The following is a 26,876-nucleotide window of genomic DNA, read 5'->3' as shown; positions in this document are numbered from 1 at the left end:
TCAGGAACTCCCACACCGGGCCGGCGCCGTGTTTGCTGGGGACATGCAGAAACGCACTCTCGGTCAGGGCCTCGAAGTCTCCGCGCTCGGCTTCGGCGCCATGGGAATGAGCCAGAGCTACGGTCCCGGGCCGGACCGGGACGCCAACATCGCGCTGTTGCGGGCGGCGGTCGAGCGCGGGGTCACCTTCATCGACACCGCCGAGGTGTACGGGCCGTTCGTCAACGAGGAACTCGTCGGCGAGGCGCTGTGTCCCGTCCGTGATCAGGTGGTGATCGCCACGAAGTTCGGCTTCGACATCGCCGCCGACGGCCGGCAGAACGGCGTGAACAGCCGGCCCGAGCACATCCGGCAGGTCGCCGACGCCTCCCTCAAGCGGCTGGGCACCGGCCACATCGACCTGTACTACCAGCACCGCGTCGACCCGGACGTGCCGATCGAGGACGTCGCCGGCGCGGTCAAGGAGCTGATCGAGGCCGGCAAGGTGAAGCACTTCGGCATGTCCGAGGCCGCTGCCGGCACCGTGCGCCGCGCCCACGCCGTCCAGCCGGTGACTGCGTTGCAGAACGAGTACTCGCTGTGGTGGCGGCGCCCGGAAGCCGAGATCATCCCGATGTGCGCGGAGCTCGGCATCGGCCTGGTGCCGTACAGCCCGCTCGGCAAGGGGTTCCTGACCGGCGCGATCGACGCGAGCACCGCCTTCACCGACGGCGACATCCGCGCCACCATCCCGCGGTTCGACGCTGCCGCCCGCCAGGCCAACCAGGCGCTGGTGGACCTGCTGTCCACCGTCGCCGCCCGCAAGAACGCCACGGTCGCCCAGATCGCGCTGGCCTGGCTGCTCGCCCAGCAGCCGTGGATCGTGCCGATCCCGGGCACCCGCCGGCTGTCCCGCCTCGAGGAGAACCTCGGCGCCGCCGACGTCGAGCTCACCGCGGCCGATCTCGCCGAGATCGAGGCGGCCGCCGCGAAGATCGAGGTGCAGGGCGCCCGTTACCCCGAGCACCTGGAGCGCATGACCAACCGCTGATCAGGCGATCTTGCGGCGGTAGGCGGCCATCGCGGCCGCGTACGCGACCACGGTGATGCCCACACACCAGGCGATCGCGATCCAGACGTCGTTGCCGACGGGTTGCTGATCGAACAGGGCGCGCATCGAGTTGACGATCGAGGTGACCGGCTGGTTCTCGGCGAAGGCCGCCACCGGCGCCGGCATGGTGTCGGTGGGGACGAACGCGGAGCTGATGAACGGGAGGAAGATCAGCGGGTAGGAGAAGGCGACCGCGCCGTCCGGACTCGACGCGGACAGGCCGGCGAGCACCGCGACCCAGGTCAGGGCGAGCGTGAACAGCAGCAGCATCCCGATCACGGCGAGCCAGGCGAGCACTCCCGCCGAGGACCGGAAACCGATGGCCAGCCCGACCAGGACGATCACGACCACGGACAGGGCGTTGGACACCAGCGAGGTCAGCACGTGCCCCCAGAGCACCGACGAGCGGGCGATCGGCATCGAGTGGAACCGTTCGAAGATCCCGCCCTGCAGATCGTTGAACAGCCGGAAGCCGGTGTAGGAGATGCCGCTGGCGATGGCGATCAGCAGGATGCCGGGGATCAGGTAGTTGACGTAGTTGTCGGCGCCGGTCTGGATGGCGCCGCCGAAGACGTAGCGGAACAGCAGCATGAACGCGATCGGCGTGATCGTGACGGTGATGATGGTGTCCAGGCTGCGGGTGATGTGCTTCATCGACCGGCCCAGCATCACGCCGGTGTTGCTGAGTACGTGCGTGCTCATCACTGCCCCTTCTGATCGGCGCCGACGGTGGCCAGGAAGATCTCTTCCAAGGAGGGTTGCCGTTCCACGTACTCGACCTTGGCGGGCGGCAGGAGTTCGCGCAGTTCGGCGAGGGTGCCGGAGACGATGATGGTGCCCTGGTGCAGGATCGCGATCCGGTCGGCGAGCTTCTCGGCCTCCTCCAGGTACTGCGTGGTGAGCAGGACGGTGGTGCCGTTGTCGGCGAGGCTCTGGATGACCTGCCAGACCTCGATCCGGGCCTCGGGATCCAGGCCGGTGGTGGGTTCGTCGAGGAAGATCACCGGCGGATCGCCGATCAGGCTCATCGCGATGTCGAGGCGCCGGCGCATACCACCGGAGTAGGTGCCGACCGGCCGGCCACCGGCGTCGGTGAGACTGAACCGCTGCAGGAGGTCGTCGGCGATGTCGCCGGAGTCTTTGACCTGCCGCAACTTCGCGATCATGATGAGGTTCTCGCGGCCGGTGAGGATCTCGTCGACCGCCGCGAACTGCCCGGTCAGACTGATCGACTCGCGGACCTGCTTCGGCTGGGTGATGACGTCGAACCCATTGACCTCGGCCGTGCCCGCGTCCGGCTTGAGCAGGGTGGCCAGGATCCGGATGAGCGTGGTCTTGCCGGCGCCGTTGGAACCGAGCAGCGCGAAGATGCTGCCCCGGGCCACGTCGAGGTCGACGCCCTTGAGCACCTGCACCTTGCCGTACGACTTGTGCAGTCCGGAAACCTGTATCACTGCTCGCTCCCTACTCACAGAACACCTGGACCTTGGTCCCGGGCTCGTCGAGGTCCACGGAGATGTCGTCGAGCGAGTCGACGAGGTCCTCGAGCTGCTCCGGCTTGAGCTGGCCGAGGTCGAACGGGACGCCGGACCTGGCCAGCTGCTCGTTGACCTTGGTGACCGCCACCGGCGGGATGAGGCTGGTCAGTCGGACCCCCGCGCTCAGCAGCCGCAACGGGACCCGGATGTTGATCCGGGTAGGTCCGGTGCCGAGGCCGTCGTCCTCCGTGTTCACCAGTACGCGCAGGTGTTTGGGCCGGCCTTTGGGGCGGGCCGCGACCGCCGGCGGTGGCTCGGGCACTTCCTGTCCCAGGGCGTCGATGAGCCGCTCGGCCTCGTCCGCGGTGATCTTGCCGTCGGCCAGCATCTCGAGGATCTGGCGGCGCTGTTCGTTCATGATCTGCTCTCTTCCTTGGCTCATCGGATGCTGATCTGCATGGCGAATTGGCCGTCGTCGATGTCGATCCGGGTGCCGGGCAGCGCCCACAGCAGCCGCCCGAGGCCGAGCAGGGCGCCGACCGCGCTGATCTTGAAGATGACGCAGGCGACGATGCCGCCCAGCACGGCGAGCAGCAGCAGCGGCGACAGCAGCAGGGCGACCGGTACGACCGGCACGTACAGCCGCAGCCAGGTCCCGTCGGTCCGGCGGTAGCGGGCGGTCACCAGCTGCGGTATCACCTGGACCTCTTCAGCTCGTCCAGCGCCTGCTGGACGGTGAGCTCGCCGCGCTGCAGGCGATCGACGACGTCGGCCCCGGCGGCCGCCGGCCCGGACTCGGGCTCGGCGAAGTCGAGATGCTCGGCGAAGGCGAGGTTGCCGGCGATCCGGTTCAGCCGGGACTTGATCGTCGGGTAGCTCACCCCGAAGATCCGCTCCATCTCCTTGATCGAGCCGTGCGCCCGCACGAAGGCGGCCACGAAGACCTGGTCGTCGGCGTTGAGCTGGGCCAGCTGCGGCGGCTCGAACTGGCCTTCGATCGCCACACCGTTGCCGGTGAGCCGGACGCGCTCGACGGTGAACGGCTGCCCTTGGGTGAGGTCGGTCAGGTCTTGCCAGTCCACGCTCGGCTCCTTCGCTCAGCTCGTACAAATTAAGTTGTACTTTGATTTTCTTAAGCAAGCAACATGCGAGCGTTGATTTTCTTGATTCGGCCATGAAGATCTCGTAGGCGGCGCTAGCGTGGGGATGATCAAGCCGCCGGTGGAACCGATGCGGGCCGTGCCGGTGAGCGACCTACTGGAACCGCGCACCCACGGCACCCCGCAGTACGAGATCAAGTTCGACGGATGGCGGTGCCTCGCCTTCACCGGTGAGCGGATCCACCTGCAGTCGCGGAACCTCAAGCCCCTGACCCGCTACTTCCCGGACGTCGGCGCCCACCTCGACGCCGCGCTGCTGCCGGACACCGTCCTCGACGGCGAACTCGTGGTCTTCGACCCCTCAGCCGGCCGGACCTCGTTCCCGGCACTGCAGGCGCGCGTCACCGCCGGCCGCCGGCTGGCCGCCGAGGTCGCCGCGCGCCCCGCCTCGTACGTGGTGTTCGACCTGCTCCAGTTCGACGGGCACGAACTGCTCGACCGCCCGCTGCTGGAGCGGCGGATGCTCCTGGAAGAGCTGCTCACCGGCGTACCGGGCCTGACCGTCTGCCCGGCCACCCGCGACCCCGGCGAGGCCCGGCGATGGTTCGGCGACTACACCGCCACCGGCGCCGAAGGGCTCGTGATCAAGGACCTTTCCAGCCGTTACCGGGCCAAGGGGCGGGGCTGGTGGAAGTGGCGGCACCGCAACACCACCGAGGCGATCATCGGGGGAGTGCAGGGCACGCTGCGGGAGCCGACCGCGCTGCTGCTCGGCCGGCGCGCCCCGGACGGGCGCCTGCACTATGTCGGGCACACCGTGCCGCTCACCGCCGGGCAACGCGCTGACCTGGCCGGCCTGCTCACACCGGCGGGACCCGACCATCCCTGGCCGTGCCCGCTGCCGGCCGCCTGGTCGGGGCGCTTCGGCCGGGCCGGCCCGCTCGACTACCTGCCGGTGCAGGCGTCGCACGTCGCCGAGGTGAGCGTCGACGAGGCCTACGAGCACGGACGCTGGCGGCACCCCGTCCGATTCATGCGATTACGGCCGGAACTGCAGCCATCGCAGGTCGAACCTGTCAGCCGCGCAGCTCGGCGTTGAGCCGGGCGGCCTGGCGGATCAGGTGGTCGCGTTCCGGGATGTTCGGCGCCGACCGGGCGGCCTGCGCGTACAGCCGGGCCGCCGTCACCAGGTCGCCGTCGCGTTCGTGCAGGTACGCCGCGACCGCCGCGTACCGGGGCAGGGCCGGATCGAGCCCCGCGAGGGCAGCCAGCCCGGCCCGCGGCCCGTCGGCCTCGCCCACCGCGACCGCCCGGTTGAGACGCGCCACCGGACTGTCGGTGATGCGCACCAGTTCGTCGTACCACTCCACGATCTGCACCCAGTCGGTCTCCTCGGCCCGCTGGGCGTCGGCGTGCAGCGCCGCGACAGCGGCCTGCGCCTGGAACTCGCCGAGCCGGTCGCGGGCGAGCGCGGCCTGCAGCACGTCGACCCCCTCGGCGATCATCCTGGTGTCCCAGAGGCTGCGGTCCTGCTCGGCCAGCGGCACGAGCCTGCCGTCCGGGCCGGTCCGGGCCGGGCGCCGGGCGTGGTGCAGCAGCATCAGCGCCAGCAGGCCCGCGACCTCCTCGTGGTCGGTCATGGCCGCCAGTTGCCGGGTGAGCCGGATGGCCTCCGCGGACAGGTCGACGTCGCCGGAGTAGCCCTCGTTGAAAACCAGATAGAGCACGCGTACGACGGTGGCGACGTCACCGGACTGGTCGAACCGGACACCGGAGACCGTCCGCTTGGCCCGGCTGATCCGCTGGGCCATGGTCGCCTCCGGCACCAGGTACGCCTGCGCGATCTGCCGCGTGGTCAGACCACCGACCGCACGCAGCGTGAGCGCCACCGCCGAGGCCGGGGTCAGGGACGGGTGGGCGCACAGGAAGTACAGCTGCAGCGTGTCGTCCACCGCCTCACCCGGGGCGGGCGCGGGCTCCGCCTCGACCAGGTCCTCGCGCCGCCGCCGGGAGCCGTCCGCGCGTACGGCGTCGAGGAACTTGCGCCACGCCACCGTGACCAGCCAGCCCTTGGGGTCGCGTGGCGGCTCGCCCGGCCAGGCGCGGACGGCCTCGACCAGGGCGTCCTGCACGGCGTCCTCGGCCGCCGCGAAGTCCGCTCCGCGACGGACGAGGACGCCGATCACCGCGGGCACCAGCTCCCGGAGCAGCGACTCGTTCACTCGGTGGCCGTGGCCTGCACGCCGTACGCCGGGCGCACCTCGAGCCACTCGTGGATCGGCCGGCCACCCGCGCCCGGCGCCGCGGACAGCTCGGCGGCCAGTTCCAGCGCGCGGTCGTAGGTCTCCACGTCGATCAGCATCCAGCCGGCGATCAGATCCTTCGTCTCCGCGAACGGGCCGTCGGTGACCGGCGGCCGGCCCTCCCCGTCGTAGCGCACCCACGCGCCCTCGGACGAGAGCGCCTGCTCGGCGACGAACTCGCCGGTCCCCTCCAGCCGGCTGGCGAAGTCCCGCATGTACTGGATGTGCGCGGTGACCTCCTCCGGCGTCCACTGGTCCATCGGCACGTCGTTGACCGCCGCCGGCGCGCCACGGTAGTGCTTGAGCAGCAGGTACTTGGCCATCGATTTCTCCCTCATGCGATCCGGCCCATTGTGGCCGAGTTCGCACCGGGGACGGAGCCGCGCCCGGCTTCTCGACATCCCTGACGAGGCGAAAACTCGATGGCCGGGCCGGCGCGGTGCTGCCATGATCTTCCACGGGTCGCTAGCTCAACTGGTAGAGCATTCGACTGAGTAGCGCGTCCGCTCCCCGCCGGTGCGGGCATGGAGGCGCTTCCTTCTCCTTCGCTGGATCGAAGGGTTCGGGGTTCGAGTCCCCGGCGGCCCACTCTGCACGGCTGCCGGATCGACCCGGCGGAACGGAGGGCCTCGTGCTCGAGAAGCTGATCATTCAGAAGACGTTGCGGGTGCCGGCGAGCACCGGCGCCGCCGGCGACGGCACGCCGGTCGCCCGGCAGCTGGATGCGGTGCTGCTCGACGCCGGGTTCTCGGCGTCGCGGGCGCTGCTGGAGCACATCGGCGCCCTGGCCCCGGAGCCCGCGATGGATCTCGCCGCCACGGTGGTGTCCGCGGTCCGCGAGCTGGTCGGCGACCACGTGCGGCACAACGCGTACTTCATCGGCTTCCCGCACGACGTGCCGGACACCGTCGAGTTCTGGGTGGAGCGGCTGGGAGCGGCCGTGCTCACCGGCGGCGGCGACGCGGTCTTCTCCGGCGGGGTGAACCTGCTGGAGCTGCCGGGCTACGGCACCTACCAGCACACGTACGCGGAGCTGCTCGCCGCGCACGACGAGCTGATCGCCGGAGCCGGTGACCGGATCACGCTGCTGCACCTCGGTGACACCGCCGAGGTGGAGGCCGAGCGGCTCTACCTGGCGCTGGCCGGCAGCACGACGCCGCACGGCGAAGCCGGCCTCGAGCTTCTCAGTCGGCTCGCGCTCGCCTGTGCGGACGGTCCGCAGCCGGACGACATTCCGGTACGCGAGAACCGCGCCGTGCTCAATGGGATCCGCCTGGTCCTCGGCCGTCCGCTGGTCGCCGTGGACACCACGACCGACGTGCTGCGCCTGGCCTGCCAGGTCTCCGGCGGGGACGTCTCGCTGATGGCGGCCACCCGGTTCCGTGCGTTCCGGCGCCCGGAACGGCGGATCCTGCTGGCCGCGCTGAACGAGGTCGTCGGTGCGAGCCCGGCCAAGCTCGGTGACGTCGGCCGGTACGCGGAGCGGTGGAAGCGGCTCGGCGAGCGGCTCCACCCGCACGAGTACGAGCAGTGGCCGTACGCCCAGCAGGTCTTCGCTGTGGCCCGTGGCGAGCGGAAGGCGCGCAGCCTGGCCGGCCGTGCGGAGGCCGCGATCCGTGACGGGGCGATCGGCCCGGCCGCGTCGGTGCTGACGGCCGCGCCGGGCCTGCTGCTGCGTTCGGCGGACCGGCTGCTGCGGCTGGCGCCGGCGTCCGAGCGGGCCACAGTGGTCGACGCGGTCACCGGTGCGCTCGGCTCGGCGTCCGGCCGGGTGCTGTGCTCGCTGCGGGAGCACGTCGGCAACCGGCTGACCCCGGCGTCCGCCCGGATGTACGCGAGCCGCTCCCGCAACGCGTGGGTCGGGCCGGACCGGCGGGCGCCGCTGCCTGCTGAGCTGGTGACCGAGCTGTCGGCGCGGCTGGACGCCGAGATCAGCGCCCGGCTGCCGGAGCCCGAGCGGCCGCTGGTGGTCGACCCGGCCGTGCTCGACGTCGCGCTGCCGCTGTCCGGCAAGGCGGCGGAGGGCGGGTTCGCGGTGCTGCCGCGCGGCTCGCGGGCGACGGTGTCCGGTGAGTTGCTGCGCTTCTTCACCTACTGGCGGCAGAGCAGCCGGCGCACCGACTACGACCTGTCGGTGCTGCTGCTCGACGACGACTATCACACGGCGGGGCAGGTGTCCTGGACCAACTATCACCACGGCGGGGTCGTGCACTCCGGTGACATCACGGAAGCTGCCGACGGTGCCACCGAGTTCATCGACGTGCCGCTGAGTGTCCGTGGCAGCTTTGTCGTGCCGCAGGTCTACATCTACGCGGGGGAGTCGTTCGACGAGGTCGCCGAGTCGATGTTCGGGTACCAGACGCGTACGCGTGAGCAGCGCGGCGCCCCGTTCGACGCCCGGACCGTCCGGGCCCGTTCGCAGCTGCGCGGGCAGGGCCGGATCGCGCTGCCGATGGTGTTCGCGCGGAGCGGGGACGGCTGGCAGGCGGTGTGGCTGCACCTGTACCTGCGTGGCCAGCCGTCGTTCAACCGGGTGGAGGAGAACACGTTCACCACCGCCGACCGGGTACGTGCGCTGATGGAGCGGGACTACCTGACCGTGTCCTACCTGGTCGACCGGTGGCGCAGCCGGGCTGACGTGACCACCTGGGACGGTGCGTCGCTGCCAGACGAGCCGGTCACCTACATCGGCATCGAGGCGCCGGAGGACCTGCCGGAGGGATCGGAGGCGTACACCCTGGACCGGCTCAACGAGCTGATCCCCGCATAACCGGCACGAGCCGAGGCCATGTGAACGCTTCCTTCTCTTCCGTTCGATTCGGGAACCTCCGCGCAGGCGGGGGATTGGTCATTCAGCGCTCACGCTCTCCTCGGCTCGTGCCAAAGTACGGCCGGCGTCTCCGACCTTCGACCGGGGACGCTGCGGCCTGCGCTCCGATGAGTTCCGCACCGCCCGTCGCGACGATCGGGTGGTGCGAAAACTCATCCCGGCCGGCCTGCTCGCGCTCGCCGCCGTCCCGGTGTTCGCCGGCAGTGCGCGGCTCGCGGAGTTCGCGGGCGGGGCGCCGATTCTGCCGGACAGTGAACGGATCACTTCGGCGCCCGTACCCGTCATCCTGCACATCGTCAGCGTCACCGTCTTCAGCGTCCTCGGCGCGTTCCAGTTCGTGCCTGGCCTGCGCCGCAGGCGCTGGCATCGCCTGGCCGGGCGGATCCTGGTCCCGGCCGGGCTGCTCGCCGCGCTGAGCGGCCTGTGGCTGACCCTGTTCCTGCCGCGCACCGAACTCGACAGCTCTCCGCTGGTCGCCATCCGCGTCGCGGTCGCGCTGTGGATGGTCGCGTCGCTGCTCCTGGGCCTTTCTGCGGCCCGGCGGCGTGCCTTCGGCCGGCATCGCGCCTGGATGATCCGGGGTTACGCGATCGCGATGGGCGCCGGAACGCAGGCCTTCACCCAGGGCGCCTGGCTCGCCGTAGCCGGCCCGTTGACCACGTGGGGCAAGACGGGCACACTGCTCGCCGGCTGGTTGATCAACCTGGCCGTCGCGGAATGGCTGATCCGCCGCCCACGCACCTGATCCGCCCGGCCGGGTTCTATTACTGTTCGGCAGGTGGACCAGATGCGCCGGGCCGTCGTTCTGGCTGAACACGGCCAGTTCTACATCCAGGATGTGGACGGGCAGGCCGCGGCCGAGGACGACGGTGACTACGACTGGCCGGAGGCGTGGTCGGACGAGGCGGTCGACGAGTGGCGGATCGGCCTGGACGGGCCCTGCTCGATCGCCGTCGGAACCGCCCGCAGCGACCACGTCGAGACGATCCTGCAAGCGCATGCGGCCGCACCGCCGCTGCCACCCGGCGCCGAGCACGTCGTGGAAGCAGATCTCGCCGTGCCGAGCGGCGCCGTCCACGTCTTCGGATGCATGGAACGCCCCGGACCGCAGCACCGGGTCGCGGTCCCGGCGGGCGCATACCGGATCCGGGTCTCCCACGTGCCGTCCGAGCCGCCCGCGGCGGCGAAGTCCGCGCAGCCGGGACCGCACTTCCGCTACCACCTGGACCTGTGGCCGTGCACCGGCGCGAGCGGCGTCACCGTGATCCGGCATGGACTGCCCACCTGATCGCCGGGCACAGACACCCGCGCGGCGTCGCCCATTTGGGCGCGTGGTTGCCCGCTGGCGCTGAGGCATGGAATGCGGCGGCGATGAGGTGCGTGGCTGCCAGCTGGCCGAGCCCGGCCGGCGCTGAGGCATGGAATGGGCGAGGCGCCGAAAGTGCGCGGCTACACCGTTGTAGCGGTGGGGAGTTCGTTGAGCCAGGCGGCGGGGGCGGCGCGGAAGGAGTCGGAGACCGGGACGGCGGCGTCGCGGAGGGAGCGCTGCCAGGACATGGCTCGGGAGACGCGGGTTACGCGGCAGGCCAGCGTGGCTGAACGGCGCAGCGTCGAAGGGGAGGCCAGGTCGGACCACGGTTCCAGGTAGGCGTCGCGGAGCCGGGGGAGTGCGACCGGGCGGTCCGCCGGGTCGAGCGCGTCGTGCATGACGTTCAGCGCGACCAGCAGCGAGCCGAACGGGTGCGCGATGCTGGCGTCGCCCCAGTCGAAGAAGCGCAGGCCGGGAAAGACGTTGTTGTCGTGCAGGTCGTCATGTTGCAGAGCGGCCGGGATGCCGTCGGCCGCCAGCTCGGCGCACCACGAGCTGAACGACGGACCGAGGGCCGGCACGGCGGGGTCCAGCTGGGCGCGCACCTGCGGGTCGGCCAGCAGGCCGGCCAGGTGGCCGGGCAACAGCGGAACCCGCTGGTCAGGCACGCCGAGGGCAAGCAGGGCGGCGACATGGGGCTGGGTGGCGCGCTGCAATCGGGCGTACGCCTGAAGCACCTCGACCCACGTGTCCAGCCGGCTGTCCGCGTTCAGCGTCGAGCGCAGCGTCGGACCCGCGTCGGCGGTCAGCATCCAGCCGCGTTCGGTGTCGACGGCCAGCGGGGGCAGGGTGGCGCCCGGCGCGATCCGGGTCAGCGCGGAGGCGAGCGCCGCCTCGTACCGGCAGTCGGTGGTGTTCGCCTTGAACCAGCGGGTTCCGGCGGCGGTCGGCGCGCGAAGGGTGACCGACCACGGGCGTACCCGGAATTCCTCGATCGAGCCGGTGACCGGCGTGCCCAGGTCGGCCAGCCGGCTCTTGATCCAGTCTTCGGCGCCGGCCCGCCAGCCGGGATCGTTCCAGTCGTTCGCGCGCACGAGCGCACACCCTAGGGGCGGACCACCCGATGCGGCACACGATTTATCAGGGATCTGGGGATCAGCCGCGCCCTGCTGCAGGTGCACCTCAAGAAGCTGGAGAAGGCCGGCCTGGTCACCGCGCACCTGGAGCTGCCCGGCGACGGCAAGGCGCTCAAGTACTACGAGACCACGCCGTTCTCGCTGCACCTCACACCCGACGTGGTGGCAGCTGCCGCCATGACCCTGAGCACCGCCGGAGACGGCGACGCCGTACCGAAAGGAAACATCTAGATGGACGTCGCCTCGGTCTTCCGCACTGATCGTGCTGCGGCCCGCCACCGCCCTGCCGATCGCGATCTTCCTGGTCCAGTTCATGGTCATCGACCAGTTGCTCAGCCTGATGTTCCTGCGCTGGCCGCTGCTGAGCCCGAACTACTTCGCCCGCGTCGATCGGCGCATCTACCGGTGGAACTGGTCGCCGCCGGCGAAGGCGCTGAACACCGCCGCGGTGGTACTCCTGGCTGTCTTCGCTCCGATGGCCGTGGCCGTCACGTTCGCCCTCGGCGTGGCCGCCGCTGCCGGCCAGACCGCGGGCAAGGTCCTGACCTTCCTCGCCGCACGCGGCGCGATCCACTCGACCTGGCTGCGGCGCCGGCTGAGCAGAGCCGCACCGAACCGATCGAGACAACCGGGCCGGGTCGGCACGATGCTTGCGCGCCCGAAGGCGGCCGGTGCGCGACTCGTCGAGCAGATGGACCGTCCCCGGCAGGCGACCGGGGTGCTGCTGGTCAGCGCCGTGACCGGAGTGCCACCGCTGATGGCCGCCAGCGTCTACCTGGGCCGCACACCCCTTCGCCCGGCGGCGTTCGCGGTGACGTGCCTGCTGGGCCGGGCGATCCGCTTCGTCACGGTCGTCCTGGCCCCGCAACTCGTCGGCCACTGACGACCGGTCAATCCCAGCAGAGGCAGAACGGCTTGCCGGCCGGGTCGGCGTAGACCCGCCAGTTCGCGCCGGACGCGGGCAACCGGGTGGCGCCGATCGCCAGGGCCGCCGGCTCGGCCGTCTCGATGTCGTCGACGGTGACGTCGAGGTGGAACTGCTGCGGGTACGCCGGGTCCGGCCAGCGCGGCGCCACGTACCGCTCGACCTGCTGGAACAGCACCGGATGCGCGCCGTCCTCGCCGATCATCGCCATGCCGTCGCCGGCGTAGGTGACCGGCTTGCCGAGCAGCTCGCTGTAGAAGACGCTCAGCTCCTTGGCGTCGGGGCAGTCCAGCATCACGCCCATCAGCGTGACCTGCGGATCGTCGGCCTTCAGGCACAGGTCGAACGGGTGGCCGGCCGGATCGGTGAGGGTGTGCCAGGTCTGGTTGCGGCGCTGCGGGGTGGCGCCCAGCGTGACGGCCTGCTCGGCCGCGGCGTCCAGGTCGGGCACGCGCAGGTCCAGGTGGGCCTGTTGCGGGTGCGCGGGGTCGGGCCACTGCGGCGGAGTGTGGTCCGGTGCGGACTGCATGGCGATCCGCCAGCCGTCGGGAGTGGTCAGAGTGATCCACTCGTCGTCGGCGTAGACCTGGGTCCAGCCGGCCAGTCCGGTGTAGAACGCGGAGAGCCCGCCGATGTCGCGTGCGTCCAGCACGATGGTCCGCAACGTGCCAATCATCAGCCAGATCTACCACAATTCTCCCGGCACGGCTGTACCTACCTGCACCCCACCTGGGTAGCCTGCCCGCATGTGGTGGGGGCCGCGCCGGCGAAGACTCTTCTCATGACTCGCCACGCGCTCGCCGTACCCCGATGTTTCGTCCTTGTCGTGCTGGCGGCAGCCGGTTTCGCGTACGGATGGATCGTCCTGACCGCCGTGACCCTGCTCGCGCCCTTCCCGTCCGCGGTGGCCGGCCAGATCCGGCTGGCCGGGCTCGGCCGGCGCCTGGCCCGCGACTGGGCCGGCGCCGACCTGCCGGACGTCGACCGGTTGCCGCCGCCCGTGCCGCAGCGCCGCGCCGACGGCTGGTACGTGCACGCGAACACCCTGTTCAAGTCCCCGAGGATCCCGGCCTGGATGAGCCGGATGGACCACTACGCCGACGACGAGGAGGCCGGTCGCGAGTGGCGGTGGCTGATGCTCGCCCCGTTCTCCAGCGCCCTGCCCGTCCTGCTCCCGCCGGCCTTGATCGTCACCGGGGTGCTCGTGCTGATCTTCCAGCCGTGGCCGTGGTCCGTGCTCGCTGCCCTCACCGCGGTCACGGTCGCCGTGCTGGTCGCGCCGGCCGCTCTGCGCAGGTATGGCCAGGCGACGCAGGCGCTCCTGCGCCGGGAAACCGTGCGCACGGAGCGCAAGCAGCGATGGATCGGCCGGGCCTGGGACGCCACCTGGCAGGTCGCCGGTCTTGCCGGGCTCTCGCTCGCCGCGTTCGGCGCCGCGCTGCTGGCCACGGTCGCGGTGGTGCTCAGCCTGGGCGGCCTGCTGCTGAGCGTCACCATGCTGACCCGCCCGCTGGCCGAGATCTACCGCCGGTTCGCGCACCGCTGGACCGGCGTGGACCTGCCCAGCCCCTACCGGCCGTTCCCGGCGCCGCCGCCGCTCGGCGAGGACGGCACCTACCGGGTCGGCCGTGGCCTCTACACCGAACGGTCCGACGCGGTCAGCATGCAGCGGTACGGCTGGATCAGCGGCGACCCGGCCACCTGGCGCGACCAGCTGTGGGCCCTCGGCGGCCTGCTGCTGGCCCCACTGTCGTTCGTCCCGGCCGCCCTGGTGATCTTCGGGTTCTTCGGCCTGGTCTGGCAGCCGCTGTCCTGGTTGCCGTGGGGCGTGCCGGTCGGCCTGGCCAGCGGCTACTGGGTGACACCGTTCTGGCTCTGGTACGCCTTCGAGTACGCCGGTGTCGTCCCGTCGTCGGTCCCGGACTGGACGAGCATCCCGATCGGACTGGCGATCACCGCACTGGGCCTGGTGTCCGCGGTCCCGGTGCTGCGACTACGGCTGCGGTGGGACAGCGCGCTGCTGCGCCCGACGGCCGCGACGGTCCTCGCCCTGCGGGTCGCCGAGCTGCGCACCAGCCGTACCGATGTGGTCGACTCGCAGGCCGCCGAACTGCGCCGCATCGAACGCGACCTGCACGACGGCCCGCAGGCCCGGCTGATCGCGGTCGGCCTCGGCCTGGGCGCCGTCGCCCGGCTGATGGAGACCGACCCGGCGCGGGCCCGGCAGCTGCTCGCCCAGGCCCAGGACGCGTCGGCGACCGCGCTGACCGAGCTGCGCGACCTGGTCCGCGGCATCCACCCGCCGGTCCTGGCCGAACGGGGACTGGCCGACGCGGTACGCGCAATCGCGCTGGACACCCCACTGCCGGTGACCGTGCACGCCGACCTGCCCGGCCGCCCCGAACCGCCGGTCGAGTCCGCCGTCTACTTCACCGCCTGCGAGACCCTGGCCAACGCGGCCCGCGTCGCCTCGCACGTCACCCTCACCCTGTCCCATCACGACGGCGTCCTGCGTATGGTCGTCACCGACGACGGCCCCGGCGGCGCCGACCCGGCCCGCGGCACCGGGCTGAACGGCATCACCCAGCGCCTGACCAGCTTCGACGGAACCCTGACCCTGCACAGCCCGGCCGGCGGCCCGACCGTCATCACCGTGGAGGTCCCATGCGTGTTGTCCTCGCCGAGGACCTCCACCTGCTGAGGGACGGCCTGGTCCTGCTGCTGGAGAGTCACGGTTTCACGATCGCCGCCGCCGTCGGCGACGGCCCGTCGCTGCGCGACGCCCTGGCCAAGCACCGGCCCGATGTGGCGATCATCGACGTACGCCTACCGCCCACCTTCACCGACGAGGGCCTGCAGGCCGCCCTGCAGGCCCGGCGGGAGAACCCGGGCCTGCCCGTCCTGGTGCTGTCCCAGCACGTCGAGCAGCTCTACGCCCGCGAGCTGCTGGCCGACGGCGCCGGCGCGGTCGGCTACCTGCTCAAGGACCGGGTGCTCAACGGCGACCAGTTCGCCGACGCGGTACGCCGGGTCGCGGCCGGCGGCACCGCGATGGACCCGCAGGTCATCGCGAAACTGCTCACTTCGGGCGGCGCCGGCTCCCCGCTGGCCCGGCTCACCCCGCGGGAGAACGCCGTGCTCGAGCTGATGGCGCAGGGCCGCTCCAACGCCGCCGTCGCCCAGCGGCTGTTCCTGAGCGAGAGCGCGGTCAGCAAGCACATCGCGAGCATCTTCACCAAGCTCGATCTGGCCCCGTCGGACGACGACAACCGCCGGGTGATGGCCGTGCTGGCGTTCCTCAACAACGGCTGACAATTTGATTACATGCTTACAGAGTTACAAAGGTCTACGGTGGACGCCATGACGGTCGAATACATCCGGTACCAGATCTCCGGTGACACGACAGCATTCGAGCAGGCCTACTCCCGGGCGCAGCGGTTCCTGGCGCAGGCGCCGCAGTGCGTCGACTACGAGCTGAGCCGCTGCACCGACGAGCCGTCCGCCTACATTCTGCGGATCACCTGGACCTCGGCGGAGGACCATCTCAAGGGCTTCCGGGGCGGCGACCTGTTCCCCGGCTTCCTGGCCGAGATCCGCCCCTACATCGAGTCCATCCAGGAGATGCGCCACTACGAGCCGACCACCGTGCGGGGCGAGGGCCGCGCGGTGCCGAGCCTGTACGAGTGGGCCGGCGGCGCTGAGGCGTTCGAGCGGCTGACCGAGCGCTTCTACGACAAGGTGACCGCCGACGACGTGGTCGGGCCGCTCTTCGCCCACATGGACCCCGGGCACCCGCGGCACGTCGCGATGTGGCTGGCCGAGGTGTTCGGCGGCCCGGCCCGCTACACCGGCGAGCGCGGCGGATACCCGCACATGCTCGCCCATCACCTGGACAAGGCGATCACCGAGCCGCAGCGGCGCCGCTGGGTGAGCCTGCTCGCTGACGCCGCCGACGAGGTCGGCCTGCCCGACGACCCCGAGTTCCGGGCCGCCTTCATGGGCTACCTCGAGTGGGGCACCCGCCTGGCGCTGGCCAACTCGCAGCCCGGCGCCGATCCGCCCCGGCAGGCCCCGGTGCCGCACTGGGGCTGGGGAGTCGCCCCGCCGTGGCTGGGCTGACCCGCCAGTCGTGAACCCGGGCGGGGGAGCGGCCGGCGACTTCGCCGGCCGCGTTCGGGCACACCGGATCCTCGACCCGTGAGCGCGGCACCCTCGGCACCGTCTTTGGGCGGTCGCCCAGATCGATCGTCCAGCCCTGGTCGCGGCCCTGAACTGTCAGGTGCGCTGCCGCGCAGCGCCTTGCAGGCCAGCAGCAGTCGTTCACCGCGGGCAACGCGATGCTGGCCGCCCTGGCCCGGCTGCGGACTGGGCCGTGCTGTCAGGAACGCGGCGCGTACATGATGACGGCGACACCGGCCAGGCAGATGGCGGCGCCGATCACGTCGTACCGATCCGGCTTGAACCTGTCGACCAGCATCGCCCAGGCCAGCGACCCGGCGACGAAGACGCCGCCGTAGGCGGCCAGGATGCGACCGAAGTTGGCGTCAGCCTGCAGGGTGGCGACGAAACCGTACGCGCCGAGCGCGGCGATGCCCGCCCCGATCCACAGGACGCCCTTGTGCTCGCGGACGCCCTGCCAGATCAGCCAGGCGCCGCCGATCTCGGCGAGGGCGGCCAGGGCGAACAGCAGGACCGAGCGGATGATCGTCACCGGCGTATGTCAGCACATCGACCGGGCTGAGTCACCCGGAGCCCGGCCAGCCGATCGCGTCGAGGAACTCCTGGACGGCCTCGACCACCTGCCCGAGCACGGCGATCGAGCCGGTGAGCGGGCCCGGCACGTACAGGCCGTGGTCGGCGTCGGGCACCTCCAGGACGTACGGGGTGAGCGCGCGCGCCAGCGACGGGTTCCAGCTCTCGTCGCCGGTGCCGCCGACCAGCAGGAACGGCGCGGTCGCCCGGCGCAGCGCCGCTGCGATCCACGGCCCGTGCAGCAGCGGGGTGAGCCACACCGCGGGAAGGGAGCGGTCCGCGGCCAGCGCCGCGGCGTTCGAGCCGAGTGACTTGGCGATCAGCAGCGGCCGGCCGCCGAGCGCGTCGAGGGCCGGGCTGATCTCGGCGGCCACCCAGTCCTGGAGCAGCGGGTCGAACACTTCCGGGGGTTCCTGCGACCAGGAGTGCCGGTGCACCCGGGCGCCGCGACGGTCGGCGACGTCACCGGCGTACATGGTCAGCGGTGCCCCGGGCCCGAACAGCCGGCCGGGAATCACGACAGCGTCAGCCACAGCCTGCACGGTAGCGCCGCGCTGCACGGCTCCCGCCGGTTCGTCACTGTCGAGAGCGATTCCCGAGGTCCCGGCTGCGCCCCGCCTGGTATGGGCATCCGGCCGCCTCGAACGCGCCCGCCGTGCCGAGCACCCGTGCCAAGTCACCGTCGAGCAGCGCCTGCGCCCGCTCCACCATGGCCTCCGCGACCGGGTTGCCGGCCACGATCCCCCGCGCCGCCGCTACCCGCGCCTCAGCCGCCGGCGAGCCGGCCAGGACCGCGGCCTCCGCCCGCAACGCCACGTACCAGTGCAGCCAGATCCAGGTGACCCACTTCCACACCTCGTCCGGCTCCGGCGCCAGCCGCTCGACCGCCTCGGCGGGCCGGCCGCGGTGCAGCAGCAGCATCGCGTCGAACACCGGGCCGTAGCCGAGCGCCCGGCCCGGCGAGACGCCCACCCGCTCCAGGATGGCCGTCCACTCCCGGTAGCCGTCCTCGTCGCCGCTCAACCCGTGGACCATGGCGATGCCGGCCACCGCCGGGCCCAGGTAGGACCGCACCGGGCTGCCGGCCCGCTCCCACGCGTCACGGAACCGCAGGCTGCTCGCCCGCACCTCGTCGACGTCGCCGGCGAGCGCTCCGGTCATCAGCAGCCAGCTGGTGGCCCGGTGACCGATCTCGGCCAGCAGCGGATGATCGGCGAGCTGCCGCGACCACCGGCGCGCCCCGGCCAGGTCGCCGGCCCCGAGCGCCGCCTCGGTGGCGTCGCCGAGCGCGTCCAGCACCTCGTGCGTGCCGGCCGGTGTGTGCGGGGCCGACGCCAACCGGGTCATCCGCCACCGGGCCGTCTCGGCGGTGCCGAACGTGTCGCCCGCCCAGCTCGTCGCGCCGGTCAGGGCGCCGAGCGCCGCCGACTCGGCGAGCGGGTCGCCGGTGCGTCCGGCCAGGTCGACGGCGCGTTGCGCGTATTCGAGGGTCTCCGGGACCATGTTCTCCGCCGGGCCCTGAGCCGACCCGAACGCGTCCGCCAGCACCCCGGCCTCGGCCAGCGCCACCGCCGCGAGGCCGGCCGGATCGTCACCGGCCAGCTGCCGCGCCGCATCGACCAGCGCGACCACCTCGCCGTGCGCCGGGACCTGCTCGAACTTGCCGGAGAACCGGTACGCGTCGGTCGCCGCGTTCGCGAGATCCACCGCCGCGCCCGCGTCGTCGCCGGCCTGCCGCGCCGCGTCGGCCGCGGCCAGCCGCAGCCGGAACATGTCCTCCCCGCGCATCCGCAGCCCGGCCGCCGCCGCAGCCTGCCGCAGCATCGCCGCGGCCGCACGGGGTTCGCCGGCCAGCGCGGCCGCCTGCTCATAACGCTGCTGAGATTCCGAGATCAGCGTACGAGTGAAGGCCAGTTCCGCCATCGCCCGAGCCAGCCCGTACGCCTCGCCGTGCCGCCCGGCCGCCGCCCACGCGAGAGCCGCTCGCAGATCGTCGGCCACCCGGTCGAACCGCCCCCGCCAGTCCGCGGTGTCCGCACCGCTCAGCCCGCCGGCCTCGTCCAGACACCAGCGCAGATGCCCGTCCCGCGCCTCGTCCAGCTCACCGGCCGCCGCCAGCTGCTCGGTGCCGTACTGGCGGATCGTCTCCAGCGCCCGGTACTCGGTGCCACGCTCGGTGGCCGTGACCGTCAGCAGACTCTGCTCCGCGAGCCGGGCCAGCCCGTCCACCACGACACCCACCGCCGAGCCGGTCACCCGGGCGGCGGCCGTGACCATGAACGGGTTCACGAACACCGACACCCGCCGCAGCAGCTCCCGGTCCTCCGGTTCGAGCAGCGCGTGACTCCAGTCCAGGGCGGCCCGCACCGACCGGTGCCGGTCGTCGGCGCGCGGCCCACCCGCCAGCAGCCGCAGCTGATCCGACAGCCCCGCGGCCAGCCCGTCCGCGCCCAGCGCCGGCCACCGGGCCGCCGCCAGCTCGATGGCCAGGGCCATCCCGTCGAGGCGGGCGCAGACCGTCACGATGTGATCGCGCAGGCCCGGCGGGGGAGGGCCACCCACCGACGCCGCCCGGTCCAGGAACAGCGTCACCGCATCGGCGTCACCGTCGAGCGACAGCGGCGGCACCGGGTACACCCGCTCGAACGGCACCATCAGCCGCGCCCGGCTGGTCGCCAGCACACTGACCCGCGGGCACGCCGCGAGCAGCCGCTCCAGGAACGGCGCCACCCCGTCGCGGACCTGCTCACAGTTGTCCAGCACCAGCAGCGCCCGCTGATCGGCGAGCGCCGCGAACACCGACTCGTCCAGGCCCTGCCCCGGCTGCTCGCCCAGCCCCAGCGCCCCGGCGACCGCCGCCACCACCATGCCGGCGTCACTGACCGGAACCAGGTCGACGAACCACACCCCGTCCGGGAACTCGCCGGCGGCGTCGGCGGCCACCGCCAGCGCCAGCCGGGTCTTGCCCACCCCGCCCGGGCCGACCGCGGTCACCTGCCGCTGTCTGCCGATCAGCTCGGCGAGGGCGGCGCGCTCGGGCACCCGCCCGACGAACGAGGTCAGCGGCGCCGGCAGCACCGGTCGCGCCGTGTGGCCTGCCGTCGGCGCCGGAGCGGCCCGCCGCGCGAGCGCCCGGCGGTCGGCCACGTTCAGCTTGCGCAGCAGGGAGGAGACGTGCGATTCGACGGTACGCACGGAGATGAACAGCTTCGCCCCGATCTCCGCGTTGCTCAGGTGCTGCCCGACCAGCGCCAGAACCTCCGCCTCACGAGCGGACACCTCTTCCGTCGTCATGGCGGCAATTCTTGCGTACGATCGCTGTCGTCTTTGATCCGTGCTCTTTCCGTGCTCGGCACGGATGCCCGCACCGCGCCGCGCAACCAGGCTGGGCCCATGTTGGAAACCCGCACCTCTCCGATCGCCCGGCTGCTGCGCAACCCCGTGCTGCGCCGGGTGCTGCCGGCCACCCTGGTCTCCGCGCTCGGCGACGGCATGAGCATGGTCGCGGTGGCCTGGCTGGCCGTGCAGATCGCCCCGGCCGGGCAGGCCGGTGTCTGGACCGGGCTCGCCGTCGCCGCCTACGCGCTTCCGGCGCCGCTCGGCGTGGTCCTGCTGGCCAAGCCGATGCGTGCGCTGCGCGCCTCGCAGTTGATGGCCTCCGACGCGGCGCTGCGGGCGCTCACCCTGGGCGCCATCGCCATTCTGGCGATCACCGGGACGCTCAACCCGATGGTGTACGTCCTACTGCTCGCCATCTCCTCCCTGCTGCACGCCTGGGGCAACGCCGGCGCCTACACGCTCATCGCCGAGCTGCTGCCCGACGAGGAGGACCGGGTCGCCGGGAACTCGCTGCTGTCCACGTTCGCCCAGGCCTCGTTCGTGATCGGCCCCGCCCTGGCCGGCCTGCTGACCGCCGTCACCGGTCCGGGCTGGGTGATCGGCTTCGACGCCGTCAGCTTCGCCGTCCTCGCTGTCGCCGCCCGGTCGGTGCGCACCCGCACCAGCGCCGCCGTGACCCCCACGGAATCCACCACCGGCGCCTGGCGCACCATCGCCGATCGTCCCCGCCTGCTCGGCCTGCTGGCCGTGACCTGCGCGTTCTTCTTCCTGTACGGCCCGGTCGAGGTGGCCCTGCCGATCCACGTCGCGCACGGCCTGCACGGCTCACCCGGCCTGCTCGGCCTGTACTGGACGGTCTTCGGCATCGGCGCCACCATCGGCGCGCTGAGCGCGTCGGCGCTGCGGCGCCGCCCACCGTGGCAGGTCGTCACCGTGATCATCATCGGCTGGGGCGCGGCGCTGCTGCCGCTCGGCCTGACCGACACGATCTGGCCCGGCATGCTCGGGCTGGCCGTGGGCGGGCTGATCTACGGCCCGTTCACCGCGATCACCACCGCGCTGTTCCAGAGCAGCACCCCGCCGTACGCGCTGAGCCGCGTCCTGGCCGCCCGCACCGCCCTGACCACCCCGTCGACCGCGCTCGGCACCCTGCTCGGCGGCCCGGTCGTCACCGCCCTCGGCGGCCGGCTGACCTTACTGCTGTCGGGCCTGCTCACGGTGGCCCTCGGCGTAGCGGTGGCCGCGGTCCTGCGCCTCGCCCGGACCCCGTCGCCGGCCCGTTGCGAGCAGGGCTAGGACCGCCGCACCCAGGCTGATCACGGCGGCGACTCCGGTGATCGAGGCGAACGCCGTCTCGAACGCCGGGCGGGCCGGCTCGGGGACAGCCATTCCGCCGACAGCCGGGTAGGCATGCCGGTAGACGGCGACGCCGAGGGAGCCGAGCAGGGCCATGCCGAGTGCTCCGCCGAACTCTGCGCCGGTCTCCGCGACGGCGCCGGCGGTGGCAGCGCGTTCCGGGCGGGTGCCGGTGACGATCAGTTCGGTGGTGAGGGCGTAGACCGGGGCCAGGCCCAGGCTGAACAGGCTGCTCCCGGCGACGACCAGGGCCAGGTCGGCCGGGGTCCCGGCGGTGCCGCCGACGGCGACGAGGGTGAGGACGGCGGCTCCGGCGGCGACGGCGAGCAGTCCGGCGCCGACGACCCGCAGGGGTGCGAGATGGCGTACGGCCAGCGGCGCGATCATGGTGGCGAGCAGGTAGACGACGACCGAGGGCATGTTCCACAGCCCCGCCTGCAGCGGTGCGAGACCGATGCCCCATTGCAGGTACTGAGCGACCGCGACCTGGATGCCGTAGTGGGTGAAGAACGTGAGCACGCTCGTCACCAGTGCCACGGCGACGCCGGGACCGCGGAACAGGCCAGGTTCGATCAACGGATTCGGGGTGCGGTGCTGCCGGCGAACGAAAACAGCGCCGAGAACGACGCCCACCGCGACCGGCACAGCGAAGTTGGTCAGGCCGTGACCGTCCGCCCCGCTCTTGATTCCGTAGACGATGCTGAGCAGCGCGAACAGGCTCAGCGCCGCCCCGGCGACGTCGAAGCCGGCCGGGTCGGGGTCGCGCAGTTCGGGCAGCGCAGGCCCGGCCGCGAGGACCAGGACGGCGACCGGAACGGCGAGCAGGAACACCGCGCCCCACCAGAGGTGCGCCAGGAGCAGGCCACCGACCAGCGGAGCGAGCAGGCCGCCGAGCGAGAAACTCGCGGTCCAGACGGCGAGGGCCGTGGTGCGCTCGCGTGGCTCACGGAACAGGCCGCGGATCAGGGCGAGCGTCGTCGGCATCAGCGTCGCGCCGGCCACGCCCATCAGGGCACGGGCGGCGATCAGGGTCTCGGGGGTACGCGCGAACGCGGCAACCACCGAGACCGCGGCGAACAGGGTGACGCCGATGAGCAGGAGCCGCCGCCGGCCGATCCGGTCGCCGAGCGCACCCATCGCGAGCAGTGATCCGGCGACCAGGAACGTGTAGCCGTCGATGATCCACAGCAGTTGCGCGCCGGTGGGATGCAGATCGGCGGTGATCTCGGGAACGGCCAGGTTGAGCACGTGCGAGTCCATCGACACGAGCAGGCAGGGCAGGGTCAGGACGGCGAGGGCGGTGCGTTGCGTGCGGTTCATCCGGCAACCTCCGTAACGGCATAAACTCGTTCATGACGTTACGACCCGCGGCCGCATGGTGCAACGCGGTAAACGCCTTCAACGCGTTACCATGGGGGAGTGACGGTCCCAGTCGAACCGATGAGCGCCGCCGATGTCGTGGCCCTGGTCAACGAGTGGGGCAGCCTGCCGCGGCAGGTCGGGGCGCGCCCCACCCCGGCATCCGAGCTGGTCGGCGTCGCCGATCGGCTGCACCCGGTCTTCGCCGCCACCGATCCGGCCGAGCGCGCCGCCACGGTGACTGCGATCCTGCACGACACCGGCGTGCGTCCCGGGCTGCGGATCTCCGACGGGACCCTGGCCGCCGGCTGGTCCGTGCCCGATCGGGCGGACACCGTGCTGGCGGCGGCGGCCCTCGCCCTGCGCGAGCGGCTGGCCGCCGACCCGGACCGGATCGGCGTCTGCGGCGACCGGCAGTGCGCCGACGTCTACGTGGACTCCTCGCCGGCCGGCCATCGGCGGTTCTGCTCGGTCACCTGTCAGAACCGAACCCGGGTCGCCGCCTTCCGGGCCCGGCGCCGCAGCACCCCCTGACACACGCCATCGATGCGGATCGTCGTCTGATAGGCGGCGCGTTGCGGCCGAACGGGTGACAACTCTGCACCTGTGCGTGGTGTCCCATGCATGAATGAGGGCAAGGGCCCGCGTTCTGCTTGCGGTGGTGACCACGCTCATGGTGTCGGCCGTGCTGGTCGGCGCGACCCCGGCCGCGGCCGCCGATCCCCATGTGATTCCGCGTGATCCGGTGGCCATCGACGACATCGACGCCCTGCTCGAGATCTACGGCCCGCCCGAGCCGCGCAGGTCGGCGGATCCGACGGCGGACGCCCGCTGCGGCAGCGCGGCGATCGACCCGGTGCCGGACGGCCAGCCGATCGTGGTGAGCATGCCGCCGGCCCGGGGGTTCACGGTCGGCGCGATCCCGTCGTCGTGGTGGCGGAGCCCGCCGGTCACCGACCCGACGTGGCTGTTGCAGTTCCAGGGTCTGATGTGGATGCGGCCGCTCGCCCGGCGCGCCGCCATGGACGGCCAGCAGCAGTCCCTGGCGGCCATCGTCGGTCAGGCGGTGCGGTTCCACCAGCAGAACCCGGATCCGAACGCCAACCGCTACGGCTGGGACGAGGGCACCGCGTTGCGCCGGCTGGAGACGATGAACTGCCTCTACGCGCTGACCGGCGCGGCATCGTTGCGCACCGGCATGGCGGCCGACGCGAAGGTCCTGCTCGGCTGGCGCTACTACGGCCCGCCCAACCACCCGGTGCACAACCACGGCCTGATGGCCAATCTGCAACTGGTCCGCGCGGGCGACCTGCTCGGCATGCCGGCCTGGAAGAGCACCGCCGTCAACCGGATGTCGAAGGAGGCGCCGCTCGCATTCTCCCGGCTGGGCACGTCGTACGAGCAGTCGTCGATGTACCAGAACGTGAACGCCGGCCTGTGGGCGCAGGGCGCGAATGTGCTCCATCAGTCCCCCGGCACCGAGAGTGCGTCGACAGCGATCGACGCGACCGTGGCGAAGGCCCGGTCGGTGTACCAGTGGATGACCGAACCGGACGGCGCCATCGTCCAGGTCGGCGACTCCGATCAGCAGGCCGGGAGCATCGGATCGCTGACCACGCCGCGGGTGTTCCGGGACGGCCAGACTGGCTGGATCATCGGCCGCTGGTCGTGGACGGACCCCACCACCACGTACTACACGGTCCGGTACGGCCCGGGCCGGCGCGCGCACGGCCACCACGACCGGGCCGGCGGGGTCACGTGGTCCAGCCGCGGCGTGCGGGTGCTGGTCGGACCGGGCCGCTTCAGCTACGACCTGACCGACCGATACAACGCCTACCAGCTCAGCCCGAAGGGCCAGAACGTCGCCATCCCCGACAAGCGCAAGGTCACCAACGCCGGCGGCTCGGTCTCGGCGTACGTGGTCCAGGCGCCCGCCCATGCCTGGACCATCAAGGACCGGATGTTCGGCGTCGACCACGTCCGCAACGTCAACGTCAACCGGGACCTGCCCGCCATGCGGGTCAGCGACAACTTCCCGGCGGTCACGCTCTGGCGGCAGCACTGGCACCTCGACCCGGCCTGGAAGCACGTGTCGGGCAGCGTGAACGGCACCCGGCTGGTGTTCGCGCACCCGTCGGGCCGGCGCGTCACGATCACGACGACCGGCCGGATCTCCAGCTTCGTGCAGGGCATCACCCGGCCACCGGCGGGCTGGCACTTCCCGCGGTTCGGCTCCCGGGTGTGGGCGTACGAGATCGTGATCCGTTCGTACGGCCGCGCCTGCACGACCACGTTCCGGCTCAGTTGATCGGAGCCCCTGAAACACGTCATTTTGTTCCGGAACCGGCGGCTTATATTGACCGGTTTCTTTTAACATTCCTAATCTTTAGCGGCCCGCAGTCATCCCCCACGACTCGGAGGGTCGCGTTCCCCATGCAGCTCCTTTCTTTCAAGATCAGGTGGGCATCCGTCGCGGCGGCGCTCACCGTCGTTGCCGCCGGCACCGCCGTCGCGCTCAGCAGCCAGGGCGTGTCCCAGGCCGCCGTGCTGCCCAACGGTTTCAAGAGCGTCGGCTACATGCCGTCCTGGGCGGGCAGCGTCACCAGCGTCCAGTACAGCAAGCTGACCCACATCAACTACTCGTTCGCCCTGCCCAACGCCAACGGCACCCTGCAGCCGATCGAGAACACCGCCAAACTGCAGCAGCTGGTCACCCTCGGCCACCAGAACAACACCAGGATCTCGCTGGCCATCGGTGGCTGGAACGACGGCAACGACTCCGCGTTTGAAGCCCTCGCCGCCAACGCCGGCACCCGCACCACCTTCGTCAACACGGTGATGAACGTGGTCCGCCAGTACAACCTGGACGGCATCGACATGGACTGGGAGTACCCGGACCCGGGCGCCTCGGCCACCAACTACACGGCGCTGATGCAGCAGCTAAGCACGGCACTGCACAACGAGGGCAAGCTGCTGACCGCGGCGGTGGTCAGCGAGGGCGGCACCGCCAACGGGGTGCAGCCGGCCGTGTTCGGCTACGTCGACTGGCTCAACATCATGGCGTACGACGGTGGCAGCCCGCACGCCAACTACGACTGGGCGATCAACGCCGCCAACTTCTGGAAGAGCCGCGGCCTGCCCAAGGCCAAGACCGTGCTGGGCGTGCCGTTCTACAGCCGGCCCGGCTACCTGACGTACGCCCAGCTGGTCGCGCAGGACCCGGCCAACGCCAACCGGGACTGCACCCCGTCCGGCGAGTGCTACAACGGCATCCCGACGGTCAAGCGCAAGACCCAGTGGGCGCTGGCCAACGCCGGCGGCATCATGAACTGGGAGCTTTCCCAGGACGCCACCGGTGCGAACTCGCTGGTCAGCGCCATCTACGACACCGTGATGGGCGGCGGCCCGACCAACCCGCCGGCCGGCCGGACCGGCCGGATCACCGGCATCGGCGGCAAGTGCGTGGACATCGCCGGGGCCAACAGCGCCAACGGTACGGCGGTGCAGCTCTACGACTGCAACGGCACCAACGCCCAGACCTGGACCGTCGGCACCGACGGCACGATCCGCGCCCTCGGCAAGTGCCTGGACGTGGCCGCCGCCGGCACCGCGAACGGCGCCCTGGTGCAGATCTACGACTGCAACGGCACCGGCGCCCAGCAGTGGCAGTCGCAGTCCAACGGCACACTGCGCAACCCGTCCAGCGGCCGCTGCCTGGACGCCCAGAACAACAGCTCCGCCAACGGCACCCGCCTGCAGATCTGGGACTGCTTCGCCGGCGCCAACCAGCGCTGGACCCTGCCCTGACCCACGCGTACGGCCGGTCTCCGTGCCGTGATCCGTAGCGGGTTCCGTGGTCGCCACGGATGCCCGTACCGGCCCTTCGCCAGCATGCTGAG

At 71.8% G+C, this 26,876-nt stretch carries 27 protein-coding genes and 1 tRNA gene; 15 read left to right on the top strand and 13 right to left on the bottom strand.

The annotated features are described in order from the left end of the window. Nucleotides 1-43 precede the first annotated feature (43 nt). Nucleotides 44-1,030: an aldo/keto reductase gene (locus tag OHA21_RS14600; RefSeq protein ID WP_328474221.1), complete on the top strand. Its 987-nt coding sequence runs from the start codon at nt 44-46 to the stop codon at nt 1,028-1,030. Here the strand turns inward: OHA21_RS14600 and OHA21_RS14595 are convergent, their stop codons facing one another. From OHA21_RS14595 to OHA21_RS14575, 5 genes are read right to left on the bottom strand one after another with little or no spacing between them, the layout of a single operon-like run. Further along, nucleotides 1,031-1,792, bottom strand: coding sequence for an ABC transporter permease (locus OHA21_RS14595; RefSeq protein WP_328474219.1), 762 nt, complete (start codon nt 1,790-1,792; stop codon nt 1,031-1,033). Then, nucleotides 1,792-2,544 carry an ABC transporter ATP-binding protein gene (locus OHA21_RS14590; protein ID WP_328474217.1) on the bottom strand — a complete coding sequence of 251 codons (753 nt, stop codon included), beginning with the start codon at nt 2,542-2,544 and terminating at the stop codon, nt 1,792-1,794. The genes OHA21_RS14595 and OHA21_RS14590 overlap by 1 nt, the downstream gene beginning before the upstream one ends. A gap of 10 nt (nt 2,545-2,554) precedes the next feature. Continuing rightward, on the bottom strand, nt 2,555-2,986 hold the full coding sequence (locus OHA21_RS14585) for an SHOCT-like domain-containing protein (RefSeq protein WP_328474215.1): 432 nt from the start codon (nt 2,984-2,986) through the stop codon (nt 2,555-2,557). Nucleotides 2,987-3,006: 20 nt separating this feature from the next. Next, a complete protein-coding gene (locus tag OHA21_RS14580; protein WP_328474214.1) occupies nt 3,007-3,267 on the bottom strand; it encodes a hypothetical protein in 261 nt (86 codons plus the stop codon). Next, on the bottom strand, nt 3,264-3,650 hold the full coding sequence (locus OHA21_RS14575) for a DUF2089 domain-containing protein (RefSeq protein WP_328474212.1): 387 nt from the start codon (nt 3,648-3,650) through the stop codon (nt 3,264-3,266). Before OHA21_RS14575 ends, OHA21_RS14580 begins: the two co-directional genes overlap by 4 nt. 124 nt (nt 3,651-3,774) lie before the next feature. Between OHA21_RS14575 and OHA21_RS14570 the strand changes: the two genes are divergently transcribed. Then, nucleotides 3,775-4,767 (top strand): ATP-dependent DNA ligase, encoded by a 993-nt coding sequence (locus OHA21_RS14570; protein WP_328474210.1) that lies wholly within the window; start codon nt 3,775-3,777, stop codon nt 4,765-4,767. On the opposite strand, the gene OHA21_RS14565 is transcribed toward OHA21_RS14570, so the two are convergent. Together OHA21_RS14565 and OHA21_RS14560 are read right to left on the bottom strand one after the other, a co-directional pair. Next, nucleotides 4,745-5,890 carry an RNA polymerase sigma factor gene (locus OHA21_RS14565; RefSeq protein WP_328474208.1) on the bottom strand — a complete coding sequence of 382 codons (1,146 nt, stop codon included), beginning with the start codon at nt 5,888-5,890 and terminating at the stop codon, nt 4,745-4,747. The two genes, OHA21_RS14570 and OHA21_RS14565, sit on opposite strands and share 23 nt — an antisense overlap. After that, on the bottom strand, nt 5,887-6,294 hold the full coding sequence (locus OHA21_RS14560; RefSeq protein ID WP_328474206.1) for a YciI family protein: 408 nt from the start codon (nt 6,292-6,294) through the stop codon (nt 5,887-5,889). The genes OHA21_RS14565 and OHA21_RS14560 overlap by 4 nt, the downstream gene beginning before the upstream one ends. A 136-nt stretch (nt 6,295-6,430) precedes the next feature. On the opposite strand from OHA21_RS14560, the gene OHA21_RS14555 reads away from it, so the two are divergent. From OHA21_RS14555 to OHA21_RS14540, 4 genes are all read left to right on the top strand, one after another. Continuing rightward, nucleotides 6,431-6,559: transfer RNA gene (locus tag OHA21_RS14555), tRNA-OTHER, on the top strand. Nucleotides 6,560-6,602: 43 nt separating this feature from the next. Next, nucleotides 6,603-8,741: a hypothetical protein gene (locus tag OHA21_RS14550; RefSeq protein ID WP_328474204.1), complete on the top strand. Its 2,139-nt coding sequence runs from the start codon at nt 6,603-6,605 to the stop codon at nt 8,739-8,741. Nucleotides 8,742-8,943: 202 nt separating this feature from the next. After that, on the top strand, nt 8,944-9,546 hold the full coding sequence (locus OHA21_RS14545; RefSeq protein WP_328474202.1) for a DUF2306 domain-containing protein: 603 nt from the start codon (nt 8,944-8,946) through the stop codon (nt 9,544-9,546). 42 nt (nt 9,547-9,588) lie between these two features. Beyond that, on the top strand, nt 9,589-10,089 hold the full coding sequence (locus tag OHA21_RS14540; RefSeq protein WP_328478416.1) for a hypothetical protein: 501 nt from the start codon (nt 9,589-9,591) through the stop codon (nt 10,087-10,089). A gap of 161 nt (nt 10,090-10,250) precedes the next feature. Here the strand turns inward: OHA21_RS14540 and OHA21_RS14535 are convergent, their stop codons facing one another. Beyond that, on the bottom strand, nt 10,251-11,204 hold the full coding sequence (locus OHA21_RS14535) for a hypothetical protein (RefSeq protein WP_328474200.1): 954 nt from the start codon (nt 11,202-11,204) through the stop codon (nt 10,251-10,253). Between the two features lie 45 nt (nt 11,205-11,249). Between OHA21_RS14535 and OHA21_RS14530 the strand changes: the two genes are divergently transcribed. Both OHA21_RS14530 and OHA21_RS52715 read left to right on the top strand, forming a co-directional pair. Next, entirely contained in the window at nt 11,250-11,477 is a 228-nt protein-coding gene (locus OHA21_RS14530; RefSeq protein WP_328478414.1) for an ArsR/SmtB family transcription factor, read from the top strand. A 31-nt stretch (nt 11,478-11,508) separates the two neighbouring features. Next, nucleotides 11,509-12,129 (top strand): hypothetical protein, encoded by a 621-nt coding sequence (locus tag OHA21_RS52715; RefSeq protein WP_442875098.1) that lies wholly within the window; start codon nt 11,509-11,511, stop codon nt 12,127-12,129. Between the two features lie 7 nt (nt 12,130-12,136). Here OHA21_RS52715 and OHA21_RS14520 read toward each other — a convergent pair whose 3' ends face one another. Then, nucleotides 12,137-12,847, bottom strand: a complete 711-nt coding sequence (locus OHA21_RS14520) for a VOC family protein (RefSeq protein ID WP_328474198.1) — start codon at nt 12,845-12,847, stop codon at nt 12,137-12,139. A gap of 105 nt (nt 12,848-12,952) precedes the next feature. On the opposite strand from OHA21_RS14520, the gene OHA21_RS14515 reads away from it, so the two are divergent. From OHA21_RS14515 to OHA21_RS14505, 3 genes are read left to right on the top strand one after another with little or no spacing between them, the layout of a single operon-like run. After that, nucleotides 12,953-14,872, top strand: coding sequence for a sensor histidine kinase (locus OHA21_RS14515; RefSeq protein WP_328474196.1), 1,920 nt, complete (start codon nt 12,953-12,955; stop codon nt 14,870-14,872). Continuing rightward, nucleotides 14,836-15,483: a response regulator transcription factor gene (locus OHA21_RS14510; protein ID WP_328474194.1), complete on the top strand. Its 648-nt coding sequence runs from the start codon at nt 14,836-14,838 to the stop codon at nt 15,481-15,483. Before OHA21_RS14515 ends, OHA21_RS14510 begins: the two co-directional genes overlap by 37 nt. 48 nt (nt 15,484-15,531) lie before the next feature. Next, nucleotides 15,532-16,290: a group II truncated hemoglobin gene (locus OHA21_RS14505; RefSeq protein ID WP_328474192.1), complete on the top strand. Its 759-nt coding sequence runs from the start codon at nt 15,532-15,534 to the stop codon at nt 16,288-16,290. A gap of 259 nt (nt 16,291-16,549) precedes the next feature. Here the strand turns inward: OHA21_RS14505 and OHA21_RS14500 are convergent, their stop codons facing one another. From OHA21_RS14500 to OHA21_RS14490, 3 genes are read right to left on the bottom strand one after another with little or no spacing between them, the layout of a single operon-like run. Further along, on the bottom strand, nt 16,550-16,882 hold the full coding sequence (locus OHA21_RS14500) for a YnfA family protein (protein WP_328474190.1): 333 nt from the start codon (nt 16,880-16,882) through the stop codon (nt 16,550-16,552). Between the two features lie 31 nt (nt 16,883-16,913). After that, a complete protein-coding gene (locus OHA21_RS14495; protein WP_328474188.1) occupies nt 16,914-17,456 on the bottom strand; it encodes an alpha/beta hydrolase in 543 nt (180 codons plus the stop codon). Nucleotides 17,457-17,499: 43 nt separating this feature from the next. Next, a complete protein-coding gene (locus OHA21_RS14490) occupies nt 17,500-20,217 on the bottom strand; it encodes an ATP-binding protein (protein WP_328474186.1) in 2,718 nt (905 codons plus the stop codon). 99 nt (nt 20,218-20,316) lie between these two features. Between OHA21_RS14490 and OHA21_RS14485 the strand changes: the two genes are divergently transcribed. Next, entirely contained in the window at nt 20,317-21,558 is a 1,242-nt protein-coding gene (locus tag OHA21_RS14485; RefSeq protein ID WP_328474184.1) for an MFS transporter, read from the top strand. Here OHA21_RS14485 and OHA21_RS14480 read toward each other — a convergent pair. After that, nucleotides 21,457-22,938, bottom strand: a complete 1,482-nt coding sequence (locus OHA21_RS14480; RefSeq protein WP_328474182.1) for an MFS transporter — start codon at nt 22,936-22,938, stop codon at nt 21,457-21,459. The genes OHA21_RS14485 and OHA21_RS14480 overlap by 102 nt on opposite strands. 99 nt (nt 22,939-23,037) lie before the next feature. Here OHA21_RS14480 and OHA21_RS14475 point away from each other — a divergent pair, with 99 nt between their 5' ends. From OHA21_RS14475 to OHA21_RS14465, 3 genes are all read left to right on the top strand, one after another. Then, nucleotides 23,038-23,511, top strand: a complete 474-nt coding sequence (locus OHA21_RS14475) for a CGNR zinc finger domain-containing protein (RefSeq protein WP_328474180.1) — start codon at nt 23,038-23,040, stop codon at nt 23,509-23,511. A 127-nt stretch (nt 23,512-23,638) separates the two neighbouring features. Then, nucleotides 23,639-25,285 carry a hypothetical protein gene (locus tag OHA21_RS14470; protein ID WP_328474178.1) on the top strand — a complete coding sequence of 549 codons (1,647 nt, stop codon included), beginning with the start codon at nt 23,639-23,641 and terminating at the stop codon, nt 25,283-25,285. Between the two features lie 125 nt (nt 25,286-25,410). Then, complete coding sequence (locus OHA21_RS14465; protein WP_328474176.1) at nt 25,411-26,784, top strand: glycosyl hydrolase family 18 protein; 1,374 nt, start codon at nt 25,411-25,413, stop codon at nt 26,782-26,784. Nucleotides 26,785-26,876 lie beyond the last annotated feature (92 nt).

Origin of the sequence: Actinoplanes sp. NBC_00393 (assembly GCF_036053395.1) — a bacterium.
GTDB lineage: Bacteria > Actinomycetota > Actinomycetes > Mycobacteriales > Micromonosporaceae > Actinoplanes.
The sequence above is the reverse complement of the archived record's forward strand: the minus strand, read 5'-3'. Positions and strand labels throughout refer to the sequence as shown.